This is a genomic window from Vibrio sp. 2433-A1 (assembly GCF_056726085.1).
In genome coordinates, this window is record NZ_JBRESC010000026.1 from 1 (window position 1) to 22,673 (window position 22,673).

The 22,673-nt window shown below is 44.3% G+C and carries 25 protein-coding genes and 1 pseudogene; 6 read left to right on the top strand and 20 right to left on the bottom strand.

The window, feature by feature from the left end; genetic code table 11:
* The first annotated feature begins 79 nt into the window (after positions 1-79).
* Positions 80-1,000 carry an IS5 family transposase gene (locus ACU01J_RS19065; RefSeq protein ID WP_481085133.1) on the top strand — a complete coding sequence of 307 codons (921 nt, stop codon included), beginning with the start codon at positions 80-82 and terminating at the stop codon, positions 998-1,000.
* 39 nt (positions 1,001-1,039) lie between these two features.
* Here ACU01J_RS19065 and ACU01J_RS19070 read toward each other — a convergent pair whose 3' ends face one another.
* Entirely contained in the window at positions 1,040-1,504 is a 465-nt protein-coding gene (locus ACU01J_RS19070; RefSeq protein WP_481087123.1) for a CsgE family curli-type amyloid fiber assembly protein, read from the bottom strand.
* A gap of 354 nt (positions 1,505-1,858) precedes the next feature.
* On the opposite strand from ACU01J_RS19070, the gene ACU01J_RS19075 reads away from it, so the two are divergent.
* Genes ACU01J_RS19075 through ACU01J_RS19085 form a run of 3 tightly spaced genes read left to right on the top strand, consistent with a single transcriptional unit; the run spans position 1,859 to position 3,745 of the window.
* Positions 1,859-2,491 carry a curlin subunit CsgB gene (locus tag ACU01J_RS19075; protein WP_481087124.1) on the top strand — a complete coding sequence of 211 codons (633 nt, stop codon included), beginning with the start codon at positions 1,859-1,861 and terminating at the stop codon, positions 2,489-2,491.
* Between the two features lie 51 nt (positions 2,492-2,542).
* Positions 2,543-3,385, top strand: coding sequence for a hypothetical protein (locus ACU01J_RS19080; RefSeq protein ID WP_481087125.1), 843 nt, complete (start codon positions 2,543-2,545; stop codon positions 3,383-3,385).
* Positions 3,386-3,391: 6 nt separating this feature from the next.
* Positions 3,392-3,745, top strand: coding sequence for a hypothetical protein (locus ACU01J_RS19085; protein WP_481087126.1), 354 nt, complete (start codon positions 3,392-3,394; stop codon positions 3,743-3,745).
* Positions 3,746-3,834: 89 nt separating this feature from the next.
* Here ACU01J_RS19085 and pstB read toward each other — a convergent pair whose 3' ends face one another.
* From pstB to ACU01J_RS19105, 4 genes are all read right to left on the bottom strand, one after another.
* Positions 3,835-4,584 carry a phosphate ABC transporter ATP-binding protein PstB gene (pstB, locus tag ACU01J_RS19090; RefSeq protein WP_481087127.1) on the bottom strand — a complete coding sequence of 250 codons (750 nt, stop codon included), beginning with the start codon at positions 4,582-4,584 and terminating at the stop codon, positions 3,835-3,837.
* A gap of 56 nt (positions 4,585-4,640) precedes the next feature.
* Entirely contained in the window at positions 4,641-5,504 is an 864-nt protein-coding gene (gene pstA, locus ACU01J_RS19095) for a phosphate ABC transporter permease PstA (protein ID WP_481087169.1), read from the bottom strand.
* Between the two features lie 38 nt (positions 5,505-5,542).
* Complete coding sequence (gene pstC, locus ACU01J_RS19100; protein ID WP_481087128.1) at positions 5,543-6,472, bottom strand: phosphate ABC transporter permease subunit PstC; 930 nt, start codon at positions 6,470-6,472, stop codon at positions 5,543-5,545.
* A gap of 98 nt (positions 6,473-6,570) precedes the next feature.
* Complete coding sequence (locus ACU01J_RS19105) at positions 6,571-7,392, bottom strand: phosphate ABC transporter substrate-binding protein (RefSeq protein WP_481087129.1); 822 nt, start codon at positions 7,390-7,392, stop codon at positions 6,571-6,573.
* A gap of 366 nt (positions 7,393-7,758) precedes the next feature.
* On the opposite strand from ACU01J_RS19105, the gene ACU01J_RS19110 reads away from it, so the two are divergent.
* Positions 7,759-9,402: a methyl-accepting chemotaxis protein gene (locus ACU01J_RS19110; RefSeq protein WP_481087130.1), complete on the top strand. Its 1,644-nt coding sequence runs from the start codon at positions 7,759-7,761 to the stop codon at positions 9,400-9,402.
* A 53-nt stretch (positions 9,403-9,455) separates the two neighbouring features.
* Here ACU01J_RS19110 and ACU01J_RS19115 read toward each other — a convergent pair whose 3' ends face one another.
* Positions 9,456-10,799: a DEAD/DEAH box helicase gene (locus ACU01J_RS19115; protein WP_481087131.1), complete on the bottom strand. Its 1,344-nt coding sequence runs from the start codon at positions 10,797-10,799 to the stop codon at positions 9,456-9,458.
* Positions 10,800-11,140: 341 nt separating this feature from the next.
* Between ACU01J_RS19115 and ACU01J_RS19120 the strand changes: the two genes are divergently transcribed.
* Positions 11,141-11,389 carry an Lpp/OprI family alanine-zipper lipoprotein gene (locus ACU01J_RS19120; RefSeq protein WP_481087132.1) on the top strand — a complete coding sequence of 83 codons (249 nt, stop codon included), beginning with the start codon at positions 11,141-11,143 and terminating at the stop codon, positions 11,387-11,389.
* A 113-nt stretch (positions 11,390-11,502) separates the two neighbouring features.
* On the opposite strand, the gene ACU01J_RS19125 is transcribed toward ACU01J_RS19120, so the two are convergent.
* The 14 genes and pseudogenes from ACU01J_RS19125 to ACU01J_RS19190 all read right to left on the bottom strand — a co-directional run bounded on the left by ACU01J_RS19125 (position 11,503) and on the right by ACU01J_RS19190 (position 22,672).
* Positions 11,503-11,742, bottom strand: coding sequence for a hypothetical protein (locus ACU01J_RS19125; protein WP_331422695.1), 240 nt, complete (start codon positions 11,740-11,742; stop codon positions 11,503-11,505).
* Positions 11,743-12,353: 611 nt separating this feature from the next.
* Complete coding sequence (locus ACU01J_RS19130; protein WP_481087133.1) at positions 12,354-13,994, bottom strand: hypothetical protein; 1,641 nt, start codon at positions 13,992-13,994, stop codon at positions 12,354-12,356.
* The gene (locus tag ACU01J_RS19135; RefSeq protein WP_095533347.1) at positions 13,991-14,464 is read right to left on the bottom strand and encodes a baseplate complex protein; all 474 of its coding nucleotides are present in this window, start codon (positions 14,462-14,464) and stop codon (positions 13,991-13,993) included. Before ACU01J_RS19135 ends, ACU01J_RS19130 begins: the two co-directional genes overlap by 4 nt.
* A complete protein-coding gene (locus ACU01J_RS19140) occupies positions 14,458-15,345 on the bottom strand; it encodes a hypothetical protein (protein ID WP_481087134.1) in 888 nt (295 codons plus the stop codon). The genes ACU01J_RS19135 and ACU01J_RS19140 overlap by 7 nt, the downstream gene beginning before the upstream one ends.
* A gap of 4 nt (positions 15,346-15,349) precedes the next feature.
* Positions 15,350-15,892 (bottom strand): hypothetical protein, encoded by a 543-nt coding sequence (locus ACU01J_RS19145; RefSeq protein ID WP_481087135.1) that lies wholly within the window; start codon positions 15,890-15,892, stop codon positions 15,350-15,352.
* Positions 15,893-16,476: 584 nt separating this feature from the next.
* Positions 16,477-17,316: pseudogene (locus ACU01J_RS19150) on the bottom strand (phage tail-collar fiber domain-containing protein); the annotation flags it as partial.
* 49 nt (positions 17,317-17,365) lie between these two features.
* A complete protein-coding gene (locus tag ACU01J_RS19155) occupies positions 17,366-18,028 on the bottom strand; it encodes a phage tail protein (RefSeq protein ID WP_481087136.1) in 663 nt (220 codons plus the stop codon).
* Between the two features lie 6 nt (positions 18,029-18,034).
* Positions 18,035-19,225 (bottom strand): baseplate J/gp47 family protein, encoded by a 1,191-nt coding sequence (locus ACU01J_RS19160; RefSeq protein ID WP_481087137.1) that lies wholly within the window; start codon positions 19,223-19,225, stop codon positions 18,035-18,037.
* Positions 19,222-19,563, bottom strand: coding sequence for a DUF2590 family protein (locus ACU01J_RS19165; RefSeq protein WP_137033756.1), 342 nt, complete (start codon positions 19,561-19,563; stop codon positions 19,222-19,224). The genes ACU01J_RS19160 and ACU01J_RS19165 overlap by 4 nt, the downstream gene beginning before the upstream one ends.
* Positions 19,553-21,373, bottom strand: coding sequence for a phage tail tape measure protein (locus ACU01J_RS19170; RefSeq protein ID WP_481087138.1), 1,821 nt, complete (start codon positions 21,371-21,373; stop codon positions 19,553-19,555). Before ACU01J_RS19170 ends, ACU01J_RS19165 begins: the two co-directional genes overlap by 11 nt.
* 14 nt (positions 21,374-21,387) lie before the next feature.
* Positions 21,388-21,576, bottom strand: coding sequence for a DUF6890 family protein (locus tag ACU01J_RS19175; RefSeq protein WP_425086313.1), 189 nt, complete (start codon positions 21,574-21,576; stop codon positions 21,388-21,390).
* Positions 21,573-21,854, bottom strand: a complete 282-nt coding sequence (locus ACU01J_RS19180) for a putative phage tail assembly chaperone (protein WP_076653580.1) — start codon at positions 21,852-21,854, stop codon at positions 21,573-21,575. Before ACU01J_RS19180 ends, ACU01J_RS19175 begins: the two co-directional genes overlap by 4 nt.
* Positions 21,851-22,087: a hypothetical protein gene (locus tag ACU01J_RS19185; RefSeq protein WP_038157310.1), complete on the bottom strand. Its 237-nt coding sequence runs from the start codon at positions 22,085-22,087 to the stop codon at positions 21,851-21,853. Before ACU01J_RS19185 ends, ACU01J_RS19180 begins: the two co-directional genes overlap by 4 nt.
* Positions 22,088-22,672, bottom strand: a complete 585-nt coding sequence (locus ACU01J_RS19190) for a 3TM-type holin (protein WP_481087139.1) — start codon at positions 22,670-22,672, stop codon at positions 22,088-22,090.
* Between the last annotated feature and the right edge of the window lies 1 nt (position 22,673).

Consider the following 22,673-nt stretch of genomic DNA (forward strand, 5'->3'; position numbering starts at 1 on the left):
GGCTTTGTTGCGTAATTCGATGGAACTAAATCAGGAAGTTACGATCTGATCGGCTACATCAGTTAATCATCGTAGCCTTATGCCGAAACCTCGTTACAAAACAACTAACTGGAAACAGTACAACAAAGCCCTAATCAACCGTGGTTCACTCACTTTCTGGATTGATGAGGAAGCCATACGCGAGTGGAAGCAAAGCAAACAGAGTAAGCGCGGCAGGCCTCGTCGATTCAGCGACCTAGCCATTACTACCGCACTGATGGTAAAACGCGTTTTCTCTATGCCATTGAGAGCGCTGCAAGGTTTTCTAGACTCAGTATTTAAGCTGGCTAACATACCGCTTGTTTGTCCGCATTACACCTGTATAAGCCGTCGAGCCCAGCAGGTTGAGGTTTCATTTAAAACTAAAACCAGAGGTGCGATACAGCATCTGGCCATTGATGCCACTGGTCTCAAGGTTTATGGCGAAGGTGAATGGAAGGTCAAGAAGCACGGTACTGACGGGAAGCGTAGAGTCTGGAGAAAGCTGCATTTAGCAGTCGACACCAGTACTCACGAGATAGTAGCAGCAGAACTGAGTTTATCTAATGTCACTGATTCAGAAGTCCTTCCTAATTTGCTCAAGCAAACACGTCGACAAATCATCGAGATATCTGGAGATGGTGCTTACGACACAAGGAACTGCCATGATGCCATACGGATTAAGCGAGCTATTCCGCTTATCCCACCAAGAGAAGGGGCAGCCTTCTGGGAACAAGGACATCCTCGCAATTTAGCAGTGGGTTGCCAAAAGCTCTACGGCTCCAACAAGAAGTGGAAAAAGCGGTATGGTTATCACAAACGTTCACTATCAGAAACAGCCATGTATCGAGTGAAGCAGTTGCTAGGTGGGAGGTTAAGCCTGCGAAACTACAATGCTCAGGTTGGCGAAACCTACGCCATGATTAAAGCGCTGAACAAGCTTACAGGGCTTGGTATGCCTGAAACTCAGTTTGTTGTTTAAGAATTGCACAATTTCGGGCGGTTTGTTTTTCTGTCCGAATTACGCAACAAAGCCTCTTAAAAGGTGAGAAGTGACAGCGGTTAACGCTTCCTTTGCTTTATCTTCAGCATGCTGTCTACCCGGAGATAGAGCCGTGCGATATATAAGTTTATCTCGATGAAAGATACTAATAATACTTCCTGATAAAGCCGTCGGGCGTTCCTTGACTGTTAGGTTCTCTTTTAAAGAGCCATGTCGTTCATTCATTAACTGAGTGAAGAAAAAATAAAAATCATCTCCCAATCGAGTCATTGTCCTATCGATAAGCAGTCCATCTACTTCATTTTCAAGTAAATGTGAGTCTCTCTTTTCTTCGATTTTTTCATCCGTTTCTATCACTGCAAATACTGGTGTTGAATAACTGACAAAAACAGTGACAGATAGAGAAACAAGCAATCCTTTTACACTACAACGACCCATATTAGCTTCCAGCCAATTAAATTTATTCTGCCATAAAATAAGCATGACAAAACTTATCTAATAATGAACAAACTTAAAACAGCACTTAATAAATAAATTAAGCATTCTCATTTATGACACAATCAAAATCTCATCAAATACACACATCAAAGAGACAAAGGAACCAGTTCAAATAACAACAACACCAATTTAAAAACAATCACTTAAATAGAAAAACAAACTAAAGAACTACAAATACTCAACAAGGAAATAAACTATATTGTGTCATTTTTGATATCTAACCCCCACTAAATAAACAAATCAATTATTAATTTTCCAATTATTAGTTCATTGAGTTTACCAATATCGAAATCATAATAAGTGCGAGTTCGGAATTACTCCAACTCTGCGGAGGTTAAGGTGCAAAATCATACACAGCGTACATTAGGTTTTGTTGTCTTTTCTTTATTAGTGGCGACTTCAGCGTATGCGGAAGGTACAGACATAAATTACTCCAGTGATATGGCGACTGAGTTTGGTGAGTTTTATGATGGCTCCCCTCTATATTCAGAGCTGTATGACAAGTCTGTCTCATACAGCAATTATGCGGAAGTCGTGCTCGAAAACACCTTTGACTCTGAGGTTCACATCTCTCAGATAAATGCAGGTTTAGGGACTAATAAAGCCAAAGCTGTACAAAGAAATACGACTAGAAATACGGCAGTCGTTTCTCAATCAGGTTCAGAGAACCTTGCTGTGATTGAACAATCTGAAGGACAAGATAATTACGCAGAAATTATCCAAGCGGGTTACAACCACAATAGCTATATCAGCCAAAGTGGCAGTCATAACATCGCTTACTTAAGACAGTGCCAAGGGTTTGATTGCTCATACTCAGATTACGGTAGTGATATAAGTATCGTGCAAGAAAATAACCACAATTTGGCCATAGTTGTTGATAAAGGCAACTCTAGCTACGGCATTGAACAAGACGGTGGAGACTCCATCGTCATATTTAACAATATGAATCGAGGTATTTACGTTAGGCAATAATGGACGTAAAGGATAAAACACAAATAAACGGACAATATAAAGGATCTATTCATGAAAAAGTTAGCAATCGCAATCACAGCTATTCTAGCATCAGGTACAGTTTACGCAGGTAATACAGCAACAACGACTCTTGAAGACTCAACCAATGACTATGTTAAGATTGATCAGAGTTCTCCTGGTACTGCTTGGGCTGACGGTAACGACGCTGTAGTTAATTTCAAGTACAGCTCGAACAACGACGTATACATTGACCAAGAAGGTAACCGTAACTCCGTTTTAGTAGACGGCGCGATCCCTGGAGTTTTCCCAACGGATGACAACTACGTTGAAATCAACCAAGACGGTGATGACAACCACTCTTACGTTCAATTTAAAGGTGCTGACGACAACGATGTCTACGTAGATGTGACTGGTAATGGTAACGCTACGTACAGCTACTTCACAGGTTACAATGCAGATAACAACACTGTAGATATTGATGTAGTTGACAGTGATAACAACTTTGTACAAACAACCGTTAAAAGTGCTTCAGGAAACTCTGAAAATAACCTAATCGACGTTGATATCACTGATGCTAGTAACGATAACTTCGTTTTTGTTGCACAGCGACGTGACAACAACATCGCAGAAGTTACTATTTCAGGTGGAAGTAACGACAACCTAGTCGATGTAGACCAACGTTCTCATGAGAACTATGCAGATATCGATATCTCTGGTGCAAGTGAGCGTAACTTCGTTTACGTTAACCAAAAAGGTCGTGATTCATTCGCTGACGTATCGATTCAAGCAGGTTCTGCAGACAACATGGTTGATATTTCTCAAACAACCAATGACTTTGCTTCAGTGACAATGACCAATTCGCAGCTAAGCTCTGTGTACATCACTCAAAACTAATCTTCGATGAAGTTTTTGATTGTTAATAAAGCGGTGCTTCTTGGCACCGCTTTTGCGTTATTGCCTTCCTTATCGTCAAGCACACAACCTCTTTTCGACCATGCGATTTCTGATTTCACCAGTATCACGTGCAAACTAAGTGGCGGCACATTGCAGCTAACCATCGAGTCTGATGAAACAACCCCTGATAAAGCGAAATTGACTGTTCAAACTGCGAGCCAATTAAACTACAAACTTTCCCCTAACTCTCGTTATACCCTCTCGTTAAAGCACCCTATGGATAACATCACCCTTACCCTTTCTACCGATACAGTCAAACCTACACTTGTTCTTAAACCTAGTTGCCAGCCCGCAAACTAGTCACTAGTACTCAGAAACAAAAAAACCCCTCTAAATAGAGGGGCAAAGTACCATCGCTTATAGTTATTATTTGTTATACCAAAACTTAATTAACCAAAGTCACCGTTTACGTAACCACGTGTGCGATCGTCTTGTGGTTCACTAAAGATTACTTGCGTATCGTTATGCTCCACCAGCTCTCCCATTAGGAAGAAAGCCGTACGGTCTGAAATACGACGTGCTTGCTGCATTGAGTGAGTCACGATAACAATGGTGTAGTCCTTTTTCAGCTCTTCCATCAACTCTTCAATCTTATGAGTCGCAATAGGATCTAGCGCTGAAGTCGGCTCATCCATTAAAATAACATCCGGCTCCATCGCAATCGTGCGAGCAATACACAGGCGTTGCTGCTGACCACCAGATAGCCCAAATGCGTGCGACTTTAAACGGTCCTTTACTTCATCCCAAAGCGCCGCGCCGCGCAGAGAGCGCTCTACAACTTGATCAATGTGCTTTTTGTCCTTGATGCCTTGTGCACGCAAACCATAAGCTACGTTTTCATAGATACTCATTGGGAATGGGTTTGGCTTTTGGAACACCATACCTACTTTGATACGTAGGTCTGCGACATCGATGTTGCCGTAAATATCATCACCATCCATCTCTAAGCGGCCAGTGATTTTTACCCCTTCAATCAAATCGTTCATGCGGTTAAGACAACGAAGCAGTGTCGACTTACCACAACCTGACGGACCAATTAGCGCGGTCACTTGGCGCTCTGGAACCGGAAGGTTAATCGATTTAAGCGCTTGGTTTTCACCGTAAAATAGATCTAGGTTTTCAATATTAAATTTGTTCATTTTATTATCTCTAAATTCGTCAATTCTGTTATCAGTATTTTAATGCTCAGCAAGTATTAGTAAGTTGCTGTGTTGAAGCGTCGTGCAATTAGTTTTGTCACTGTATTAATCAGTAGTACGACAACGATAAGTACTGTTGCTGTCCCGTAAGCTTGGTTCCACTCTTCAATGGTAAACAGCTCGGTAGTTAGCTTGTAAAGATGAACAGTTAACGTACGGCCAGAATCAAACAGAGAATCTGGAATACGTGCAACCATACCTGCGGTTAAAAACACAGGTGCAGACTCACCAATAACGCGACCAATACTTAGAATGACCGAAGTTAAGATACCCGGCATCGCACTTGGTAGAATCAAACGCCAGATTGTGTAGATTTTTGAAGCGCCAAGGCCGTATGAGCCCTCGCGATAAGTTTGTGGTACCGCCATTAGCGCCTCTTCCGTGGTACGAATGATCACAGGAAGAATTAGGATACTTAGCGTGAGTGCGCCAGATAGAATCGAGAAACCTAGTCCAAGTATCACGACAAAGAATGTCATCCCGAATAAACCAAAGATGATAGATGGAATACCCGCTAAAGATTCAGTACAGAAGCGGATTACCTTGACTAGTTTACTACCAACCTTAGCATACTCCGTTAGGTAGATGGCTGTCATGATCCCTAGTGGCGCTGCCACGGCGATGGACGCAATTACCATGTAGATTGTCGCGACAATCATAGGGAAAATGCCATGCTCGTCACCAGTACGTGTGTAGTTGTCGGTGATGAAGCTCCAATCTACGTGTTGCAAGCCGTTAGATAGAATGTACCAAATAATCCAGAACAGAAAACCGACCGTAACAGCTGCTGCCGCCCAGATAAAAGTAGTGAGGATGTTGTCTTTTGTCTGACGTGCTTTTTTAAGCTTCGCTTTATCCATGGTCATAGTATTAGAGTTGTTTACTAAAGACATCGTTACTACCTCGCCTTCTCACGGTTTAAGTACAGAAGAACCGCATTCAATGACATGATAAACACAAGAAGAACAACGCCCGTCGCATACAATGCATTAGCGTGAACGCCACTTGCATAAGACATTTCAATCGCAATGTTTGCCGTTAGTGTACGAGCTGAATCAAGTATGCCTTCAGGCATTGCAGGTGCGTTACCCATCACCATAATAATTGCCATGGTTTCCCCTAGCGCACGACCAATACCTAAGATAACACCCGTCATGATACCGCTACGTGCTGCTGGCACTAACAACTTAAAAATGGTGAATATCTTGGATGCGCCTAATGCAAGCGAACCTTCTTTGTAAGTGCGTGGCACTGCACGAATCGATGTTTCAGAAACTGTAATAACCGTTGGTAGGATCATCACACCAAGAACAATAATACCGGCCAGGATAGTGTTACCCGCTGGGACATTGAAAATGTCCTGAATCAAGGGAACGATAATCACAAGACCGAAGAAACCGTAAACCACAGAAGGAATACCAGCTAAAAGCTCAACGGCTGGTCGAATGATATCGGCAACACGTTTTGGTGCGATTTCAGCAATATAGATAGCAGTGAGGATACCAACAGGAACACCAACGGCAACTGCCCCTAAGGTAGAAACAACCGATGCGACAATCATAGTTGCCACACCATATAGTGCTGGTGGAAGCCAATTTTGGCCAAGCACGATGCCAGAAACACCTGCCTCTTGGAACGCTGGGATACTTTCTTGGACAATGAAGTAAACAATAACGGCTAGAGAAACAATGCCAATTACTGCACTGGTTAAAAACAGGCCGTGGAAGATTCGCTCTCTCCAGTCTACGCGTTTTTTGGTGCGTAGGCCTGACTTATTCAATTGAGTCGCTTCAATATTCATAAGCTTTTCACTATTTGCGATGGTCATATAGAAATCTCACAGTTCGATTCTATTAAAGATTCGAATTGGATTGAAAACACTCAGCCCGAAATGTGGGCTGAGCAAATAATCAGAGTAATGTTTAATTAGTTAATCGAGATGTAACCTTTTTGGTCAACTAGAGCCTGCGCTTCATCACTTAACATCCAATCTAGGAACTTCTGTGTCTCAGCAGAAGGTTTACCGTCTTTATAAAGCACTAGGAAAGGACGAGAAATTTTGTAAGAACCATTCTTCACGTTAGCATCAGAAGCTTTAACGCCATCAATTGGTAGTGCGTTTACAGAGTTATCTACAGTACCAAGTGAAATGTAACCAATTGCATATGGATTAGAAGCGACCATGGTTTTCAGTGCTCCATTACCGCTAGCAACCTGAGCACGTTGAGAGATCGCTGATACTTCTTTGTCAGATATCTTCATCTTCAACTTCATAATGTCTTCAAAAGCTCCACGAGTACCTGATGCGGTATCACGAGTAACCACAACAATTGGCTTATTCGATCCACCAACATCTTTCCAATTAGTTACCTCTCCCTTGTAGATAGCGCTAACTTGTTCAGCCGTTAAACCTGACAACTTGTTTTGTGGGTTTACGACAACGGCAATACCATCATGAGCAATAGCTTCTTCTTTTAATGTTGGTTCTTTTTCTGAGTCTTTTAGGCTACGAGAAGACATCCCTAGGTCAGCAGAGCCATTTTTCGCTGCTTTTATACCCACAGAAGATCCTGGGCCTTGCACCTCGACAAATACATCTGGATGTATCTTCATATATGTTTCAGAGAAAACTTCCATCAGTGGAGTTACGCTGCTAGAGCCTACAGCAGAGATAGTTTCTTTAGCAGAAACTGGTGTCACTGCCATTGCGCCTAGTAGTGCGATTGCACCGATTACTGTCTTTTTCATCACAATTTCCTTAAGTGGCTTTATTGCCGTTGTGTTTACTTGAACGGTGCTCACTTTAGAATTCCAATGTGACAATTGTGTTTCAGTTAATTGAAGCCTCTGTGACAAAGACATTTTAGGGTTTAAGCCAGAAGTTTAGCCACTCTGTACACTCAGCGCGCACATCGAACAATTAACAAACAACTTATAAATCAAATACAACATGAAAGTAACCCCATGAATAAAAAGGTAAAAACTGTTGCATAGTGTCCCTTCAAACTTTCACAACCCGACTTAATTTTCATATTGAATTATCCATCAAAGAAATTAGAATCATTCGCGATAAAAATAATAACAGACAATTACATTCATCATAGAGGACTTTTAATGCGCCAGTTATTAAGCGGCTTATCCATTAAATTACAGGTTGTAGTTCCTGTACTATTTACGCTGATACTTCTTTTTGTAGGTATCAGCTACAGCACCACAAACCTTAGAAGTGCGTTCCAACAGGTGACGGCTTCCACCGAAGTAGTCATTAACCACAAAGATCAACTGACTAAAATTATCGATAACACCTACGCGATGCGTATTAAGGCTATCTATAGCCTGTTTCGTGCAAATGACGTCGCGCAGCTACAATCAACATTACGTGCAAAACAGAACGAAAATCGACGCTTATTGGACTCACTAAGCGAAGTCCCTGGCCTTAAGAACGAAATTGAACAGATGGAAGTAGCAATCGAGAACTACGTGAGCTACTCAATCGACACTATGATCCCTCTGCTCAAAAGCAAACACAGCCAATCCAATGTTTCCAACGAATTCCAGCGTCAGTATGAACAGGCTTCCGCTCTTTATCGAGATAAGGGCAAAGCCATGGTTGAAGGCATCGACGCCCTGTCTAGCAAGCTAAATACCATCGCGATTGCAGGCATTAACAAGAACAGTGAAATCCATTCATCAGTGATGACCAACTCCATTATCGGTCTATCTTTAGTACTGCTGCTAGCATTTGTGATCAGTTGGGTGCTTGCTGGCATTATTGTCACCCCAATTAAAAAGCTGCAATTAGCGATGCAAAGCTTGGCGCAAGGAAACCTAAAGGTACGCGTAGAAGAAGAAGGCAACAATGAAATCACTGTCCTATCCCGTGATTTCAACTCAACCACTGCACAATTAAAACAAACAGTCGATGCTTTAGTTCGTATTAGTATGGATGTTGCTTCTGCTTCAACCGAGCTCGCTGCAGTAATGACACAATCTAGTGCAAACTCTGATCAAGAGAAAAATGAAGTAGAGCAGGTGGCGTCGGCTATCAATCAAATGGAAAGCACCGCCTCAGAAGTGACACAAAACGCAAACCTAGCTGATGCAGCATCAACCAATGCCGACAAACTCGCACGTGAAAGCCTAGAGATTTTTGAGCAGAACACTCAAACTAGCGCCAAGATGGCAGATCAGTTAGCGGAAGCTGCCAACGTAGTGAATAGTTTGCAAGATCAATCAGAGCAAATAGGTAAAGTCATCGAAGTTATTGAAAGCATCTCTGAGCAAACCAACTTGCTGGCACTCAATGCAGCGATTGAAGCCGCGCGAGCAGGTGAAAGCGGCCGTGGTTTCGCCGTGGTTGCTGATGAAGTACGTATGCTTGCTGCACGTACACAAGAATCAACCAAAGAGATTCAAACCATCATCGAAGAGCTACAGCGTCAGTCTGGCAGCGCAAACAACAGCATGACGACTAGCTTAGAGATGTTAGAGCAGAATCAAAAGCAAGCGGCACAAGTAAGCGCGTCACTAAACAATATTAGTAGTTCGATTTCAGAGCTTACATCGCTCAACGCCCAAGTAGCCATCGCATCAGAAGAGCAAGGCCAAGTAACGTCTGACATCAATAAGAATCTTGGTAACATCTATGAACTCGTTAGACAAAACGTTACGGGCATTACACAATCTGCTGCTGCAAGCCAAGAGTTGTCAAATCTCGCAGAGAACCAAAAACAGCAATTAGGCTTCTTTAAAGTCTAACTTTATCTCACTATCAATAAAAAGGGTTACCAGTTGGCAACCCTTTTTTGATTCTACTCATCGTCGACTTTAGGCGCGACTTTCTTCTTAGGAATAAACACTGAGTCCCCCACCGCAACATTTTGGTGGAAGCTCTTATCGCGCTTAACTGGCTTTTTCGCCGTTTTCTTCGCTTTAGGCTTCGCTTTATCAGCAACTTTACCTTTATTGCGATAATCTGCTTTGCGTGGACGTAGCCCTTTGAACTTACCTTTTAAACCTTCTAGCTCAGAGAAAGAAAGGTCTTGCTGTAAGTAGGCTTCAACACGCTTAAAGCTATCCCAGTCTTTAGGGCCAACCAATGACACAGCATCACCTTTGTTACCAGCACGACCTGTACGACCGACACGGTGCACATACTCTTCCGTGTGCTTAGGCATGTCAAAGTTCACCACGTGAGTCACATTCGCGATATCTAGGCCACGAGAAGCAACATCGGTTGTTACAAGAATCTTGAACACTGCGCGTTCAAACTGACTCATGATAGTGTTACGCTGAGTTTGGTTTAGGCCACCGCTCAACGCAACAGCTTTTAACTTCTTCTCGTTTAGTTTCTGCGTTAGGCGTTCAGTATCGACACGTGTTGCGGTAAAGATAATCAACTGCTTGTACTGAGCTTCTTCTAAAATGCGTTCTAAAATCGCCTCTTTATGATCTAGGTGATCACAAAGGTAGAATTTCTGCGTAATATCTTTGTGCTCTTCAGTTGACGCACCAACAGCAATACGTTTAGGGGCATCCAACATCTCAAAAGCAATATCGTTGACTTCAGCATGATCAAGTGTCGCAGAGAACATCAGAGTCTGGCGGCGACGGTGTTTCGCAGCATTGTGAATGCGGCGAAGCTCTGGAGCAAAGCCTAGATCCAACATACGGTCAGCTTCATCAAGAACTAATGTCTCTAAACCATCTAAGAATAGAGAGCGATGTTCGAGATGGTCAGCTAAACGCCCTGGAGTCGCGACAATAAACTTTGGGTATTTACGTAACGCTTTAACTTGGTCATTAAAGTTTTCACCGCCAACAATTAACGTCGCATCGTAAGACAAACCACCAAGCATTGAGCGCAATTCACCGTACACCTGCTTTGCTAATTCTCGCGTTGGAGCAAGAACCACAGCTCTAGGATCTTTCGCAGAGAACGCTTTATTTTTTAGAGACTTGTGGAGCATAGGAAGAACAAAAGCCAACGTTTTGCCAGAACCCGTCTTTGAAGAAGCCAACAGATCTTTACCAGCGATCGCGACTGGAATCGCTTTCTGCTGGATCTCTGTCGCTTTCTTAAAGTCAAAATGCTTCAAGTTCTTTAATAAGCGATTGTCTAAACCTAAATCTTTAAAATACAAAGTGTTCTCCATTCAATGGCTGATCGTTGTGAGTGAGCACATTTTCGCCACTCGCAACAAATAAATTTAAAAACAGGCTATGATAACTGGATTCGTATTCTGAGGATAGAGATCACAGAAAATATTATCTCTACGAGTCAATACCTAAAGTAGACTTGGTTAATGCACATACATTAATTACTCTTACCAATGAGACTTTGGTCAACTAATTTGATAATTACTTAAAAACTTGGTTTTTTTTGACTTTTCTATGCTTTTGGTAGCGCACAATTAGGGCTACACTATTCACCGTCACTATACGATATAGAATGTATAGGGCGTTTTATTGATACTATACATGCAAGGAGTTCTTTATGAACAAAATGTTGATCGCAGCAGCTGCATCTTCTGTTCTTCTACTAGCAGGTTGTGCGTCTGGTCCAGACGAAGCTACAACAGCACAGCTGGATGAGCTAAACAATCAAGTAAGCCAGCTTAGCCAAAGCGTAGAAGCTCTACAAGCTGAAGTAAGCAAGTCTGGTGATGCAGCAATGGCTGCTCAAGAAGAAGCCGCACGTGCAAACGAGCGCATTGACAACATTGCTCAGTCTTACACTAAGTAAGATTAACGCAGTTGATTAGTCATTAAATATCAACAACTTAATTAATGACTTCACACCAAATGGCGATAAAGTGGCGACACAATTTAGTGTCGCCACTTTTGTTTTATAGCATCTTACAAATCAGGCTTAGGTGACTGTCTTGGAATATGTTTGCGTAAAATGAACTCTTCCCCTTTATATGCAATGTAAGGGAATGGGTAGACGAAATAGGCTTCTTTTTTACAATTCGTACAGGTGTGTCGCCATTGGTTATTGCTAGGTACTGTCGAACTATCGACTCGGTACACACCACCGCTGCATTCATCACATTCAAACTCCACCAATTCAACTGTAATTTGCTTGCTTTTCTTCATAATCAGTCAACAAAATCCGCTTTTTTGTGGCATCACTTTGTCTAATGTTACCGTAAAGCTTTTCTTTTTTTCCTCTGTTCTATTTTGAAAAAATGTAAATCCACTAAAATTCGCTTTCAAACCTTGTCCTGTCTAGCCTAACAAGACACAAAAGAGATCTTTAAAAATCCCTTTCAGATCGTCGAAACAGTGACAAAAAATATCCCACCCGTTATTTATCAACAACTTACAAGCAATCACCAGATCCTTTCTGATCGTTAATTTTTCAATTTGCTGAAAAAAACTGAAATGACTGAAATTCTATATCGGGCTATATAAGCTATTTTGAGAGGGTTTACCCCACCCCGAATCCCTTTATAGCAAAAGGCTTTGCACCTTATCCGCTTGGCTTGCTGCCCCCCCTGATTTTTCATAACTCAAAAACTGTAAAAAAACTGATCGAAAAACCGCGCAGGCGGGTGAGGAGAGTGCGGATTTTGTCATCCGGTCTTTGTGTTTCGTGGCTCTGTGGTCGCTGTTTGCGCCGTAGTGATGTTGTTCTGGTTTTGCCTTAATGCAGGCATAAAGAAACGCAGCCGTTTGGCTGCGTTGATTGTGGGCGTTTCTGTGGGCTAACTTGTTTGTGTAATTGGGTCGAGTCGCCCTTTAAGGTTGGAACTATCCGAGCCATGGCCACTAATGGCACTCGCTTGAACTGGTGCTTTAGTTGTTGCCGGGCCAGCTACAACACCACTATGCGTATGAGTCGCTAATGTGTCGGCAAGTTCTTTCACTACCTGCATAAGTTCAGACAGAAGAATTAAGACATTCTCTTGCTTAGAGCCTACCCACGTTTTTGGCGACTGCAGCCATTGGTGATCAGCAGCAATACTTCGGCGAACTTTGCCGATAGTCTCCACCAATTCGCCAGCAGTCGCGGTTTGCATGTTGCCCAAACTACCTAGCACAATGTCATCACCTGCAATTAAGTTAATCGCGCCTAGTGCTTCAATAAGCTTTTTGCCAATCACTTCTTCAATGCTGTGCTCATCAACCAAAATATGGTGCTGACCAAATTCACCACGATAGCATTCTACTTGGTCTAGCTTTTCGAATGCTTTTTGGTTTTGCGTTTGGTCGGTTTGTTGGGTGGTGTTTCCTGCTGCATCAATTCGGTTGCTGACCTCTTCACGTTGCTGCTGCAGTTGTTCCCCCGGCTCAATAGACGGCAACGCATATTCACGGCCATAAACACCACGAATGATAGGTCTGTCATTCCGACCATATGCGAAAGCGATTTCAACCAATGTTCCCTCTAGAGGGTAAGACAGCAATCCAGATTCATGCCCACTCATATGAACAGGCAATGGAATCGAGCGATAGATAGGCACGTTACTATCTGGGTTTAAGTTTTCATCAAGCACCTGAACATCTACCGCAAACCTTGGGCGAAATGGGTCAGCAACTTGCCCGGCTGTCGCTGTGTCTCTCACTACCTCAACACGGCCAAACTTAGGCAAATGAAAACCTGCTGCCAACTCTGGGAAGTTCTGCAGCGTTTCACGTTTTTTCGGTGGTACTTCGGATTGTTCAGTTTTCCAATAAGCGGTCATTTCGTCTTGAATCAAATCAACTCGATTAACTCGCTTGTCGTTCATGACTCTGCCCGGCCTTAGCATAGGGAACGGAACAAAGGTGACACTGTTACCACTTTGGCGACTGGTAAACTCTTCCGGTATCGGCATAGGTTTGTTGTTGAAGTGGCTATCTTGATACGAACCGAAGTACACGACCTGATCAGTATGTTGGAACCAAACACAATCAGGAATAGAAAACGCCTTGGCGATTTGCTCTAAGCACTGATAGCCCGTGCCTTGGCAAACAAAGTTTGGAATAGTGGTTTTGATGTAGTCAGCATCAGGCAAATTAAACTCAAGCCCTGTCAAATCTGAAAGAACGCCGATCACCTGCTCTGCGGTTGGGTGCTCTAAGCTAACTGCCCAACGTTTAGACAAAATGCCAGCCAGTTCTTTAACCGTAATTTTATGGTAGCCATTTGCTGCAGGTTGAACTTTGTCAATATACCCCTCAAACCAAGGGGCGGTTTTGTTCTCATAACCAATATCAAAACGTACAGACGCAAACTGCTCTGGGTTTTCCTTGGTTTCAACTTCGAAGATCGCAACACTGCCTAGTGATAGCTTTAGGCTCACCATGTTACTAACCAGTTTGACTTCTTCACCACTAATAAACAGGCGTTTTTCTAGCTTCATTGCGTTGCTTCCTCTGCGTTATTCAGTGCCTGTTTTAGTCGTGTATTTTCTCGTTGTTCTGGTTTGGTTTGCTCTTTGGCTCGTTGCTCTTTTTGTTCTGCAACACTGTTGTGCTCTCGCAACTCAAAAGAGACGTTCCAAGCCTGTAAGGTTTCATGCTCTCTCGCATTGATACGGCCAGTAAATTTCACATTGCGAATCTTGAGTGCTAACGCTATGTCGTTACCAATCCGATACACCCTGCGTGTGTTGGTGTCGTCTTTGTCGGATGCAAGCGAATACAACTGGGTGAGCGTTTCTACACGAGTGAAAGGAACACGACCACTAAAGGTCAGTTTCTTGCCTTTATCGCCTTGCTCTGCCGTATCGGTACCCGATGATTGACCGCTCATGTCTTGGTCTTTTAACTCCATCGACATTTCAACTTTCATCGAGTCTAAGTTAACCGGCACACCATCGAGAGCTAACATAGCAACTCCTCAAAAAAGGTCATTGGATCATGGCTAAGCAATAGACTCGCCACGGTGAATTGATGATTGTTTGGTGCACCTGCTTGGCTAATCTGCGTTGCGATGCTTTCAGCACTACCAGAAACAGAAAAAGCGTAAACACTACCTTTTAGGTTTTTAAGTGCATTTATCTGCGCTTTGACATCACCCAACCTTGTAGCTCTCTTTGCTGCCAGTGCCTGCAACTTACCGATCACATGGTTTGCATCATCAGCTAACGATTCAAGCGTGGCGATTTGTGCCCCCTGCCAATGCAAAGCGTCATGCAATGGATTGGCATTGAGTTTCGCCATAGGTTTGAAGCGAGGCTGGACGATTGCAGCAGATTGGTGAAGCTTATCGGTTTCATTGGTCACTAATGCTTGAGTTTGCCTAGCCACCTGACACCAATCTGGCAAAGGAAACACGGAAACAAGATCCGTCAACTGATTAGCGAACTGTGCTAATTGTGAAGCTGTCACCATAAGTGCAATACAGTGAAGATTGCCATTTGGTCGGTACTTGTCAGCATGATCACGGAGTTTGCTAGATAGCACTTTAACTGCTGACTGTGGGTTCAGATAACAACCCGAATCCAACTTGGTACCAACTTGAAACTGGTAAGGTGTGGCGGTTAGTACAGTGCCAGTTCTTAACAAAGATTCAAGATCACCACGTAAACCAAGTAACGCATTCGCTTCTTCACTTAAAGAGTGACGCCCATAACTGGCGTCACTTTCAAGGTTAGTTAAGCGGCTAGCTGCATCATTCATCGTTGTGCCGATTTGGTCTGTCACCTGCTCGGCACTGGTTTGAATGGTTTGCGAACTGTTAGGCCAACTTAATGAGGATTGTTGCCACATATCGCTAGACCTCTGGCGGAGTCGGCCAAGGGTTTTCGGTTTGTATTAGCTCTACTGCCGCATCAGCTTGCTGTCTGAACGCTGCCGCTTCATCAACTAAGCCTTTTGACTCTTTGCGCCATGCTTCCATATACAACGAATCACTAACTTCACGGTAAGCAGCTCGACGTGCACTATCCACTTGGTCGTATTCAGCAATGTATTTATTGCTTTCGTTTGTTACCCAAGCGTCATTAATCCACTCATCCCATCGCGTTAACGGTTTTTTCAGCGTGTAGTCATCAGTGACTACAGATACATCGTCAAACACTTTTGATTCGTGGGTTTGCTTATTGTAAGCCGTCACTTCAACTGGTTTTGTCTCGACAAGCCATTTCTGATTTTTCACATCAAATTTGGCTTGTTCGGTTTCTTCGTCAAAATCAGGTTTAGCTATCCATGTAGAAAACTGAGGCAAGATATATTCATCATATCCAACCACCTTATGAATTTGACTCTCACCCTGATAAATGAGGGTTTTGTAATCGTAGTGATATGCTATTTTCATTACATCCAACCTCGGTGAATTTTGATTGAAAGATTTGCAGTGTATGGTCGGTTTTCATTCGCAGTTGGAACTACCCAAGAAGCATTGAAAACAATACCTGTTGAAATGGTTATAGGGCTTCCAGCGCTAACGCCAGACGATGAGGAGCTATTTGACACACTGTTCATTGCTCCCTCAAAACCATGAACAGGTAAAAAAGCCGACGAGGCACTCCCAAACGTTGGAATTGCTCTAGCCGTAATATTTCGAATTGCATCACCTTGCGTATCGCCATGACTCACTCCACTAGGTGTACCACGAACAAAATGCCCCAAGTGATGATTTGGCAAAGTAAAGGTTGTTGAACCATCACCATCACCAAACTTCATGGCATGAGTTATAGGATCAGCATCTTTAGTTGCTTGTGCTACAGTCATTCCAGAAGCCACTGCGTAATCCCAGAGTAACTTATCTGTAACTCTCGAAAGCTCACCACCTTTTAAATCAATCCAACCAAGCTTGGTTCCTGCATCATGGAACTCTCCGATTAAGCCAACTAAATGGGCTAGCTTTGTATATTGCGTGTGAGGGTTACTATCTTCCACATGCTCCGCCAAACCACCTTTAACCCGCCAATCAACTACTGAACCATCAGCATTAATTCCGGCCAATTTTGCCACATAGTGTTGGTTCCCGTTACCGTCGACATAATCGGTTAGCTCAGTTTCAGAAACTGCAATCGTGACCTTGTTTTCCCACACTGACAGCGCGGTACCTTGGCGAACGACATCCACGTACAAACCATTTGGTTTAGTGTCGATGGTTTGCAGCACTTCACCAGTTAACACACCACGTAAACCACCGACATATACAACACCAGGAGTCACTTTATATTTGTTCGGGTCAGCTTGTTGGGTAACGTCGAACCCATCAACAAAAGCGGTGTGACCGTAGTTATCTAAGCAGGCCAATCGGTGGTCTTCTTCGATACCTTTCAAACGTGCTTGATAGTCAATCTGCCAAGTCGAAGCATCAACGGTAATTCCGGCGATTTGTGCGGCTCCGTCATAGGCTTGCACCAATGACTTAGTGCTCGCCATACCGTTTTCTTTGGTTTCTTCGGCTTTGTGCACCACCATTCCGCAAGAATTCGGCACATTCTTGTCACGTAGATAAATCGCGTTAAAGGTGAACTCTGCAACGGTACCGGGGATCACCACTGAATACGCCAGTGCGTTGTCACCAAGTTTGCCCACTTGGTCGATGTCTTGTTGGTGAACCCATAGTGAAACATCAGGCAAACCATTTTCACGGTTAATTGGCTGGCTTGGGTCTAGCCCCGGAATGTGCGCAAAAATCATTTCGTTCATGTCTGGTGCATCACCGACACTAATCTGATTTTGCAAGTAACGCTCAAATTCGAGCGGGATTGCCGTTTGGCTCATTGGGTACCTCCCCCTGTTTTCTTTAACTGGCTATACAAATGTTTACCAACTAAAGGCTGGCAATAAAAACTTGTTGTTGATGTTCAACTGGCTGCGCTTTCACATTCATTTCAACGACTGGTTTAGTTTCTGCTAAAAACAGGCTGAAATTGTGTGAGAACTCACCACTGGCAACGGTTAAGGTTGTCGGGAACGTCACTTGAAAACGGTAGCGGCGACACGTTCGGCCATACTGTTCAATCAGGGTTTGAACCAACTTGGTATTATTGGAAATATCACCGTCTGTTAGCTCAATTGTGCAAACATCCCACTGCACTGCATCTTCACGTTCTTTAAACGCGACGATACCAATGCCCAACCTTTCAAAAATTCGCTTAAACCCTGCAACGCTGCCTGCGTCTTTGGCATTCACGGCAGCGTATTTCACTCGCTTACGAAACAGCGAAAGCGGCTCACCCTCAAAACGTTTGATGTCTCTATCCCAAGCCATTAGCTCCAAGGTGTTTTCACTGCATGTCAGCGCATCCATTTGGCGAAGTGGAAACAGCAACCAACCCCAAACCATTTGAAAGAATGCGAACACGCCTTTTGAAAGAAAATGCGGCTCTTTGACTTCTTCCGATGTGGTGCTGCCGTCTTGCCACCATGGAATAACCGTTTCCGGTAACTCTGGTGCATGTTGCTCTTGGTTGTAGCTTTGCGGTTCAGACATGGCTTACTACCTTACCGTTAACGTTTTCAAACGTGGCTGCTCTAGGTCGCTGATAATGTCCTCTTGAACCTTTCCGCCTACGGTGAACTTTACCGATTCAACCTGCGCCATATTGGTATGAATCTCAGTACCAAGCAGAGAAAGACTAAAGCGACTTTCTGGTTTTGCTCGGGTCATTTCTGGATAAGCTGCAGTCTCACGAAATGCTGCCCTGATACGGTCTTCGACTTCCAGCAGCTCGTTAACTTTGCTCGCTTCGTCTAAGTTCGCAACCAACACAACATCGGCGATCACATCGTGCTCAGTATCTGGAATAGCTTTACAAGTCAGCACATCACCATGGCCGTGATGCCCCTTAGCCATAATGTGGTCATTTAACTGGTCAAGAACTGGCTGCGGTGTTGCTCCGACTTCCATCAAGATCAATGCTTCTGCAGTGCCCGGCGTCACTTCACCTGTATTATTGAAATAGATGTTATCGCTACGAATCCCGGCAACACTGGAAATAATAGAGCGGTAAACATCATCAATGTGCCATTCACCCGAACTAGTGAAAGCGTTCTGAATACGCAGTGCCAGTTCTTCTTCACTTTCAGCGTCTGCGCCTAATTTGGTTATCCAGTCTGGTTCGTTTACCGCATCGACAATGCCCGGAATCTCTTCTGGAATGATATTGAAGTAACCTGCAGGTAAGTTAAAAGCTGCGCCTGCTTCGAATGCTTCAACCAGCACTTTGCCCGTTAGTTGACCTGCATCAATCACGGTTTCAGCAAGCACTCGAACTTTATACACAACACCATCAATCGGCAGGGTTTGAACCACTTTACCCGCTTCTATCGTGACAGCATCAGCAGCGTTCGCCTTGGTTAAAGTGATATTGCCTTGTGTTTTCTCTGCGTCTTTCGGCTCGATGTCATGTTCCCAAGCTTTCAGCTCTAAAGCCCAACGCTCTGCCGTTGCCACAAACATATTCGGCATGACGTGTTCTGCTAGTAGTGTTCTGATCAGCCACACACATGGTGTAACTACAGCAGCGCGAACCCATCGCCAAAACGGTGACATTTCAGAGTCATTAGATACCTTGCTGCCAGCTCCAACCACTTCTTGTTTTAGCTTGGTTTCAAATTCTTCTTCGGTAACAGGCACACCCGATTCACTTAGAATCTCAACAAAGTCTGCGTTTGGTCGTTTACTCATGCCCCGTTATCTCCTACAGAAAGCTCTAGATCACCATATTCATAAGCGGTTGCGGTTAACGTGATTTCACCCGCTTCTAACTCTGTTGCCGTTGCCGTACCGGGAACGACTCTCACATCACGCTCTGCTAACTGCTCAATCTGCACCATCACATCAGCTCGTAATGCTGGGTTACGTTCAGCAACCAATTGACGGGCCAAACCCGACTCCATAATGGCGTGCTTAATATCTTGTGCGATGCTGTATAAATCGCTGCATTCGGCAGGCTGTTGACCTGCGTCCATATCCCATCCACCGTCAATCACTTTAATGTCGATGTACTTCTTACTATCCGGCATTGAGTTCATCCCATTCGGCTAACTGGTCTGGTGTAATTCCATTCGGTGCGGTGATGTAAACGTCACCGTATGAGTTCATGTTGCCGCCTTGCGGTTTATGGGTAGTCGTTACGTTTTGAACCATGCTTGGCGGTAGTGTTGGCATTGCTCCCGGCTGTTTGTATTCGGCAATGCTGCCACCGTTACCCGTTGGCATTTCTGGGGCGTCGAACGCCATTGGTTGAATAGATGTAGGTGCGTTTCGTTCGGCTTGTACTGCTGCACTCACTTCTGGCGTGTCAACCTTGCTACCCAGATCAATATCCACGCCGGGGATCATGTTCAGCAGGTCAACAATGCCCTCAATAGCTCCGGCAATAACATCAAACCAAGCCGTGTCTTTGAATGCTGCGGTTAAGTCGTCCCACCAATAGATTGCAGCGGCCACACCACCAATAAGCAGTGCAATACCAGCTACTACCCATGTGATTGGGTTCGCCCATAAAGCGGCATTAAATAACCAAGCGGCGGCAGTGCTTGCAATTGTGGTAATGCGTAGCAGTTTCATGATGCTGTTCAAGCCCGTCATGGTGACGGCCCAACCTGCAGACATCATTTGCCCAATACCCATAGCAAGCGAGAGTGTTGCGACTACACCACCAAGGGATAAACCCGCAATAGCAACATAACCCAGAATTTCAGCAAGCCACGGAAATTCATCAGTCCAGCCAGTGATATAAACCAAGCCATTAGCCATTGAACCCACAATGGCATTGATAGACGGAAGAATGGCACCAAAAACTGCAGCACGAACGGCAAACCATGACGCTTCGAGCCGTTCCCATTGGTCGGTCATTGCACTTGCCATTTCTTCGGCTTTTGACATGCCTTGGACTTGGCCTAGTTGCTCAATGCTTCCTGCTAACCCATCAGTATCAGCCATGAGCAACTTGATCATGCTTACGGCTTCCTCTGAGCCAAATGCTTTTTTCAAGTCAGCAGATTCGGCAACGCTGAGCGTGTCACCGTACTTACCTTTCAACTGGTTGAGAATATCCAGCATTGGCAGCATTTGCCCTTGGCTGTCTGTAAAGGACAAATTAAGTTTGTCTTGAGCATTAGCAACGCCAGCTAGGAACGCTTTATATTTGGTACCTGCTTCACTGCCGCTCATAGTGGCTTGCAACGTACCTAAGATCGCCATTTGTTCAGACATCGCAATACCTGCCGATGTAGCGTTAGCACCCACACTGGTAAAGGCGCTACTCATTTCACTACCCGTTGTCTTGAACATTTGAACGGCACTGGCGGTCATGCCTGCTACTTGTTCAACCCATTCACCTTTGCCCATTTCTGTGGCTTGGTTCTTAAATATCCCGTACATGGTGCCCATGTAACTGGTGATAGTGGCAGTGTCAGCTTTAGTCGCAGCAGCAAGCACACCTGAAGCTTTAGTAAATTGGGAAAGCTCATCACCGCTTAACCCCGCAATAGCGGATTGAATATCATAGGAAGCACCAACAAACTCAGTTGCTGATTTGCCGTACTCAGCAGCAAAATCTAAAGCCGTTGCTTGCAACTGTTTTAACGCATCATCAGTGACACCAAGTGATTTAACCTCACCTAGTTTTCTGTCCATTTCAATGGCAGGCATCAACGCATTTTGGATAGCAAAACCAGTAGCAACCAAACCTGCGCCACCTGTCGCCATGTTCTGCATGCCTTGTTTGCCTGCTTCCATGGAAGATTGCACCTCTTTGGTAATGCCTTGTAATGGCTTGGTGACTTGGTCAACCAGTGCCACATGCATTAGTAGCTTTTCCATACTCATGCGTGATGCTTACCTTACTTACTAAACAATCGGCTAATTGCGCTCATTACTGCTCTTTCTTCGCGTTCGAACTGGTGTTTATCCAGCCAGATAGCGCGGCTTAAACTTTGTTCGTCGTCTGGTTCATTGGGGAGAAAATGACGACGCAGGGCAAAGGCTTGTTCAAGTGGGTTATCTTCAATCCGCTTTGCCCTGTCAGTTATTTTTTTAGTGAGATTTCAATGCCACCTTTAGAGGCATTACTCACCGTTGCGAACAGCTCAATGGTTAGACCGGGCACGCTATCAAGTAACTCGATCAGCGCATCTTTCTGCTCTGGTTTAACAGTGCGAGTCAAATACGTGTATGCAGGAGCCACTTTGTTATTCGGCATCATGTCATTGGTATGGTTGTTCGCATCTTGCACCGTTGGGGTGAATTCGAAATCAGTACCACCGATAGCCACTACTACAGGTTTTGATGTGAAAGCAGGTTTAGTCATGCTGCGTCTCTTCCTTTCAATAAGTTGTAAATTCGATCAAAGCCCGATGCCATGTTGCGTTCCATTCTGTCGCCCAACTCTTTTACATCGTCTTTGGTTGCGTAGGTTTCAGCTACGTGGGTTTTGTGTTCTGCCAAATCTTTAGAAACGGCTGTTAATCGAGTGATAACCGCACCCACTACTACGGCAATCAGCATTCCTACTGCTGCGAGTGCAGCCACCCAATCCGCCATTTAGCCCCCTTTAATCGCTGCTTTCAGGGTGTTGATTGTGCCCAATGGGGTGTTTCCCATAGACACTTGCTTGTCTTGCGAACGTTTGTGAATGTTGATGCCAAGCACTGTCAGCCCAATACCAAACAACGGCGTCATTGCTACCACGCTATTCACTACATTGGCTGCATGCTCTGGATAAAACATCATGACCACTGCAAGGCTCAAGAACAGCAAAACCCAAGCGGCACACATCGAGTAACCCCAAGTTGGACGCCAACGGCGCACATAAGGGTCATTACTTGCAAGTTCTGCCTGCATCGTTGCGTGTTGTTGAGTCATAGCCAATTTGCGTTCTTCGCTCTCAAGTTTTGCATGCTCAAATGCCAACTGTTTGAGTTCAACCTCATGATCAGCTTCTAACTGCTTGAGTTTCAGAACGGCTTCTGGATTCACAGCTAACTCTTGCTCGATTGCCTGCGGTGTATTTTCAACACCTAGAGCACTAGACACCAAGCCACCTACAGCGGTACCAACAGGGCCACCAATTAACGTTCCAATCAAAGGGGCATAATTGCCGATCAGCGATTTAACCTTATCCCACATA

Coding starts and splice junctions, on each gene's coding strand:
- ACU01J_RS19065 (WP_481085133.1), top strand. CDS start 80: ATGCCGAAACCTCGTTACAAAACAACTAACTGGAAACAGTACAACAAA.
- ACU01J_RS19070 (WP_481087123.1), bottom strand. CDS start 1,504: ATGCTTATTTTATGGCAGAATAAATTTAATTGGCTGGAAGCTAATATG.
- ACU01J_RS19080 (WP_481087125.1), top strand. CDS start 2,543: ATGAAAAAGTTAGCAATCGCAATCACAGCTATTCTAGCATCAGGTACA.
- ACU01J_RS19085 (WP_481087126.1), top strand. CDS start 3,392: ATGAAGTTTTTGATTGTTAATAAAGCGGTGCTTCTTGGCACCGCTTTT.
- pstB (WP_481087127.1), bottom strand. CDS start 4,584: ATGAACAAATTTAATATTGAAAACCTAGATCTATTTTACGGTGAAAAC.
- pstA (WP_481087169.1), bottom strand. CDS start 5,504: ATGGATAAAGCGAAGCTTAAAAAAGCACGTCAGACAAAAGACAACATC.
- pstC (WP_481087128.1), bottom strand. CDS start 6,472: ATGACCATCGCAAATAGTGAAAAGCTTATGAATATTGAAGCGACTCAA.
- ACU01J_RS19105 (WP_481087129.1), bottom strand. CDS start 7,392: ATGAAAAAGACAGTAATCGGTGCAATCGCACTACTAGGCGCAATGGCA.
- ACU01J_RS19110 (WP_481087130.1), top strand. CDS start 7,759: ATGCGCCAGTTATTAAGCGGCTTATCCATTAAATTACAGGTTGTAGTT.
- ACU01J_RS19115 (WP_481087131.1), bottom strand. CDS start 10,799: ATGGAGAACACTTTGTATTTTAAAGATTTAGGTTTAGACAATCGCTTA.
- ACU01J_RS19120 (WP_481087132.1), top strand. CDS start 11,141: ATGAACAAAATGTTGATCGCAGCAGCTGCATCTTCTGTTCTTCTACTA.
- ACU01J_RS19125 (WP_331422695.1), bottom strand. CDS start 11,742: ATGAAGAAAAGCAAGCAAATTACAGTTGAATTGGTGGAGTTTGAATGT.
- ACU01J_RS19130 (WP_481087133.1), bottom strand. CDS start 13,994: ATGAAGCTAGAAAAACGCCTGTTTATTAGTGGTGAAGAAGTCAAACTG.
- ACU01J_RS19135 (WP_095533347.1), bottom strand. CDS start 14,464: ATGTTAGCTCTCGATGGTGTGCCGGTTAACTTAGACTCGATGAAAGTT.
- ACU01J_RS19140 (WP_481087134.1), bottom strand. CDS start 15,345: ATGTGGCAACAATCCTCATTAAGTTGGCCTAACAGTTCGCAAACCATT.
- ACU01J_RS19145 (WP_481087135.1), bottom strand. CDS start 15,892: ATGAAAATAGCATATCACTACGATTACAAAACCCTCATTTATCAGGGT.
- ACU01J_RS19155 (WP_481087136.1), bottom strand. CDS start 18,028: ATGTCTGAACCGCAAAGCTACAACCAAGAGCAACATGCACCAGAGTTA.
- ACU01J_RS19160 (WP_481087137.1), bottom strand. CDS start 19,225: ATGAGTAAACGACCAAACGCAGACTTTGTTGAGATTCTAAGTGAATCG.
- ACU01J_RS19165 (WP_137033756.1), bottom strand. CDS start 19,563: ATGCCGGATAGTAAGAAGTACATCGACATTAAAGTGATTGACGGTGGA.
- ACU01J_RS19170 (WP_481087138.1), bottom strand. CDS start 21,373: ATGAGTATGGAAAAGCTACTAATGCATGTGGCACTGGTTGACCAAGTC.
- ACU01J_RS19180 (WP_076653580.1), bottom strand. CDS start 21,854: ATGACTAAACCTGCTTTCACATCAAAACCTGTAGTAGTGGCTATCGGT.
- ACU01J_RS19185 (WP_038157310.1), bottom strand. CDS start 22,087: ATGGCGGATTGGGTGGCTGCACTCGCAGCAGTAGGAATGCTGATTGCC.
- ACU01J_RS19190 (WP_481087139.1), bottom strand. CDS start 22,672: ATGTGGGATAAGGTTAAATCGCTGATCGGCAATTATGCCCCTTTGATT.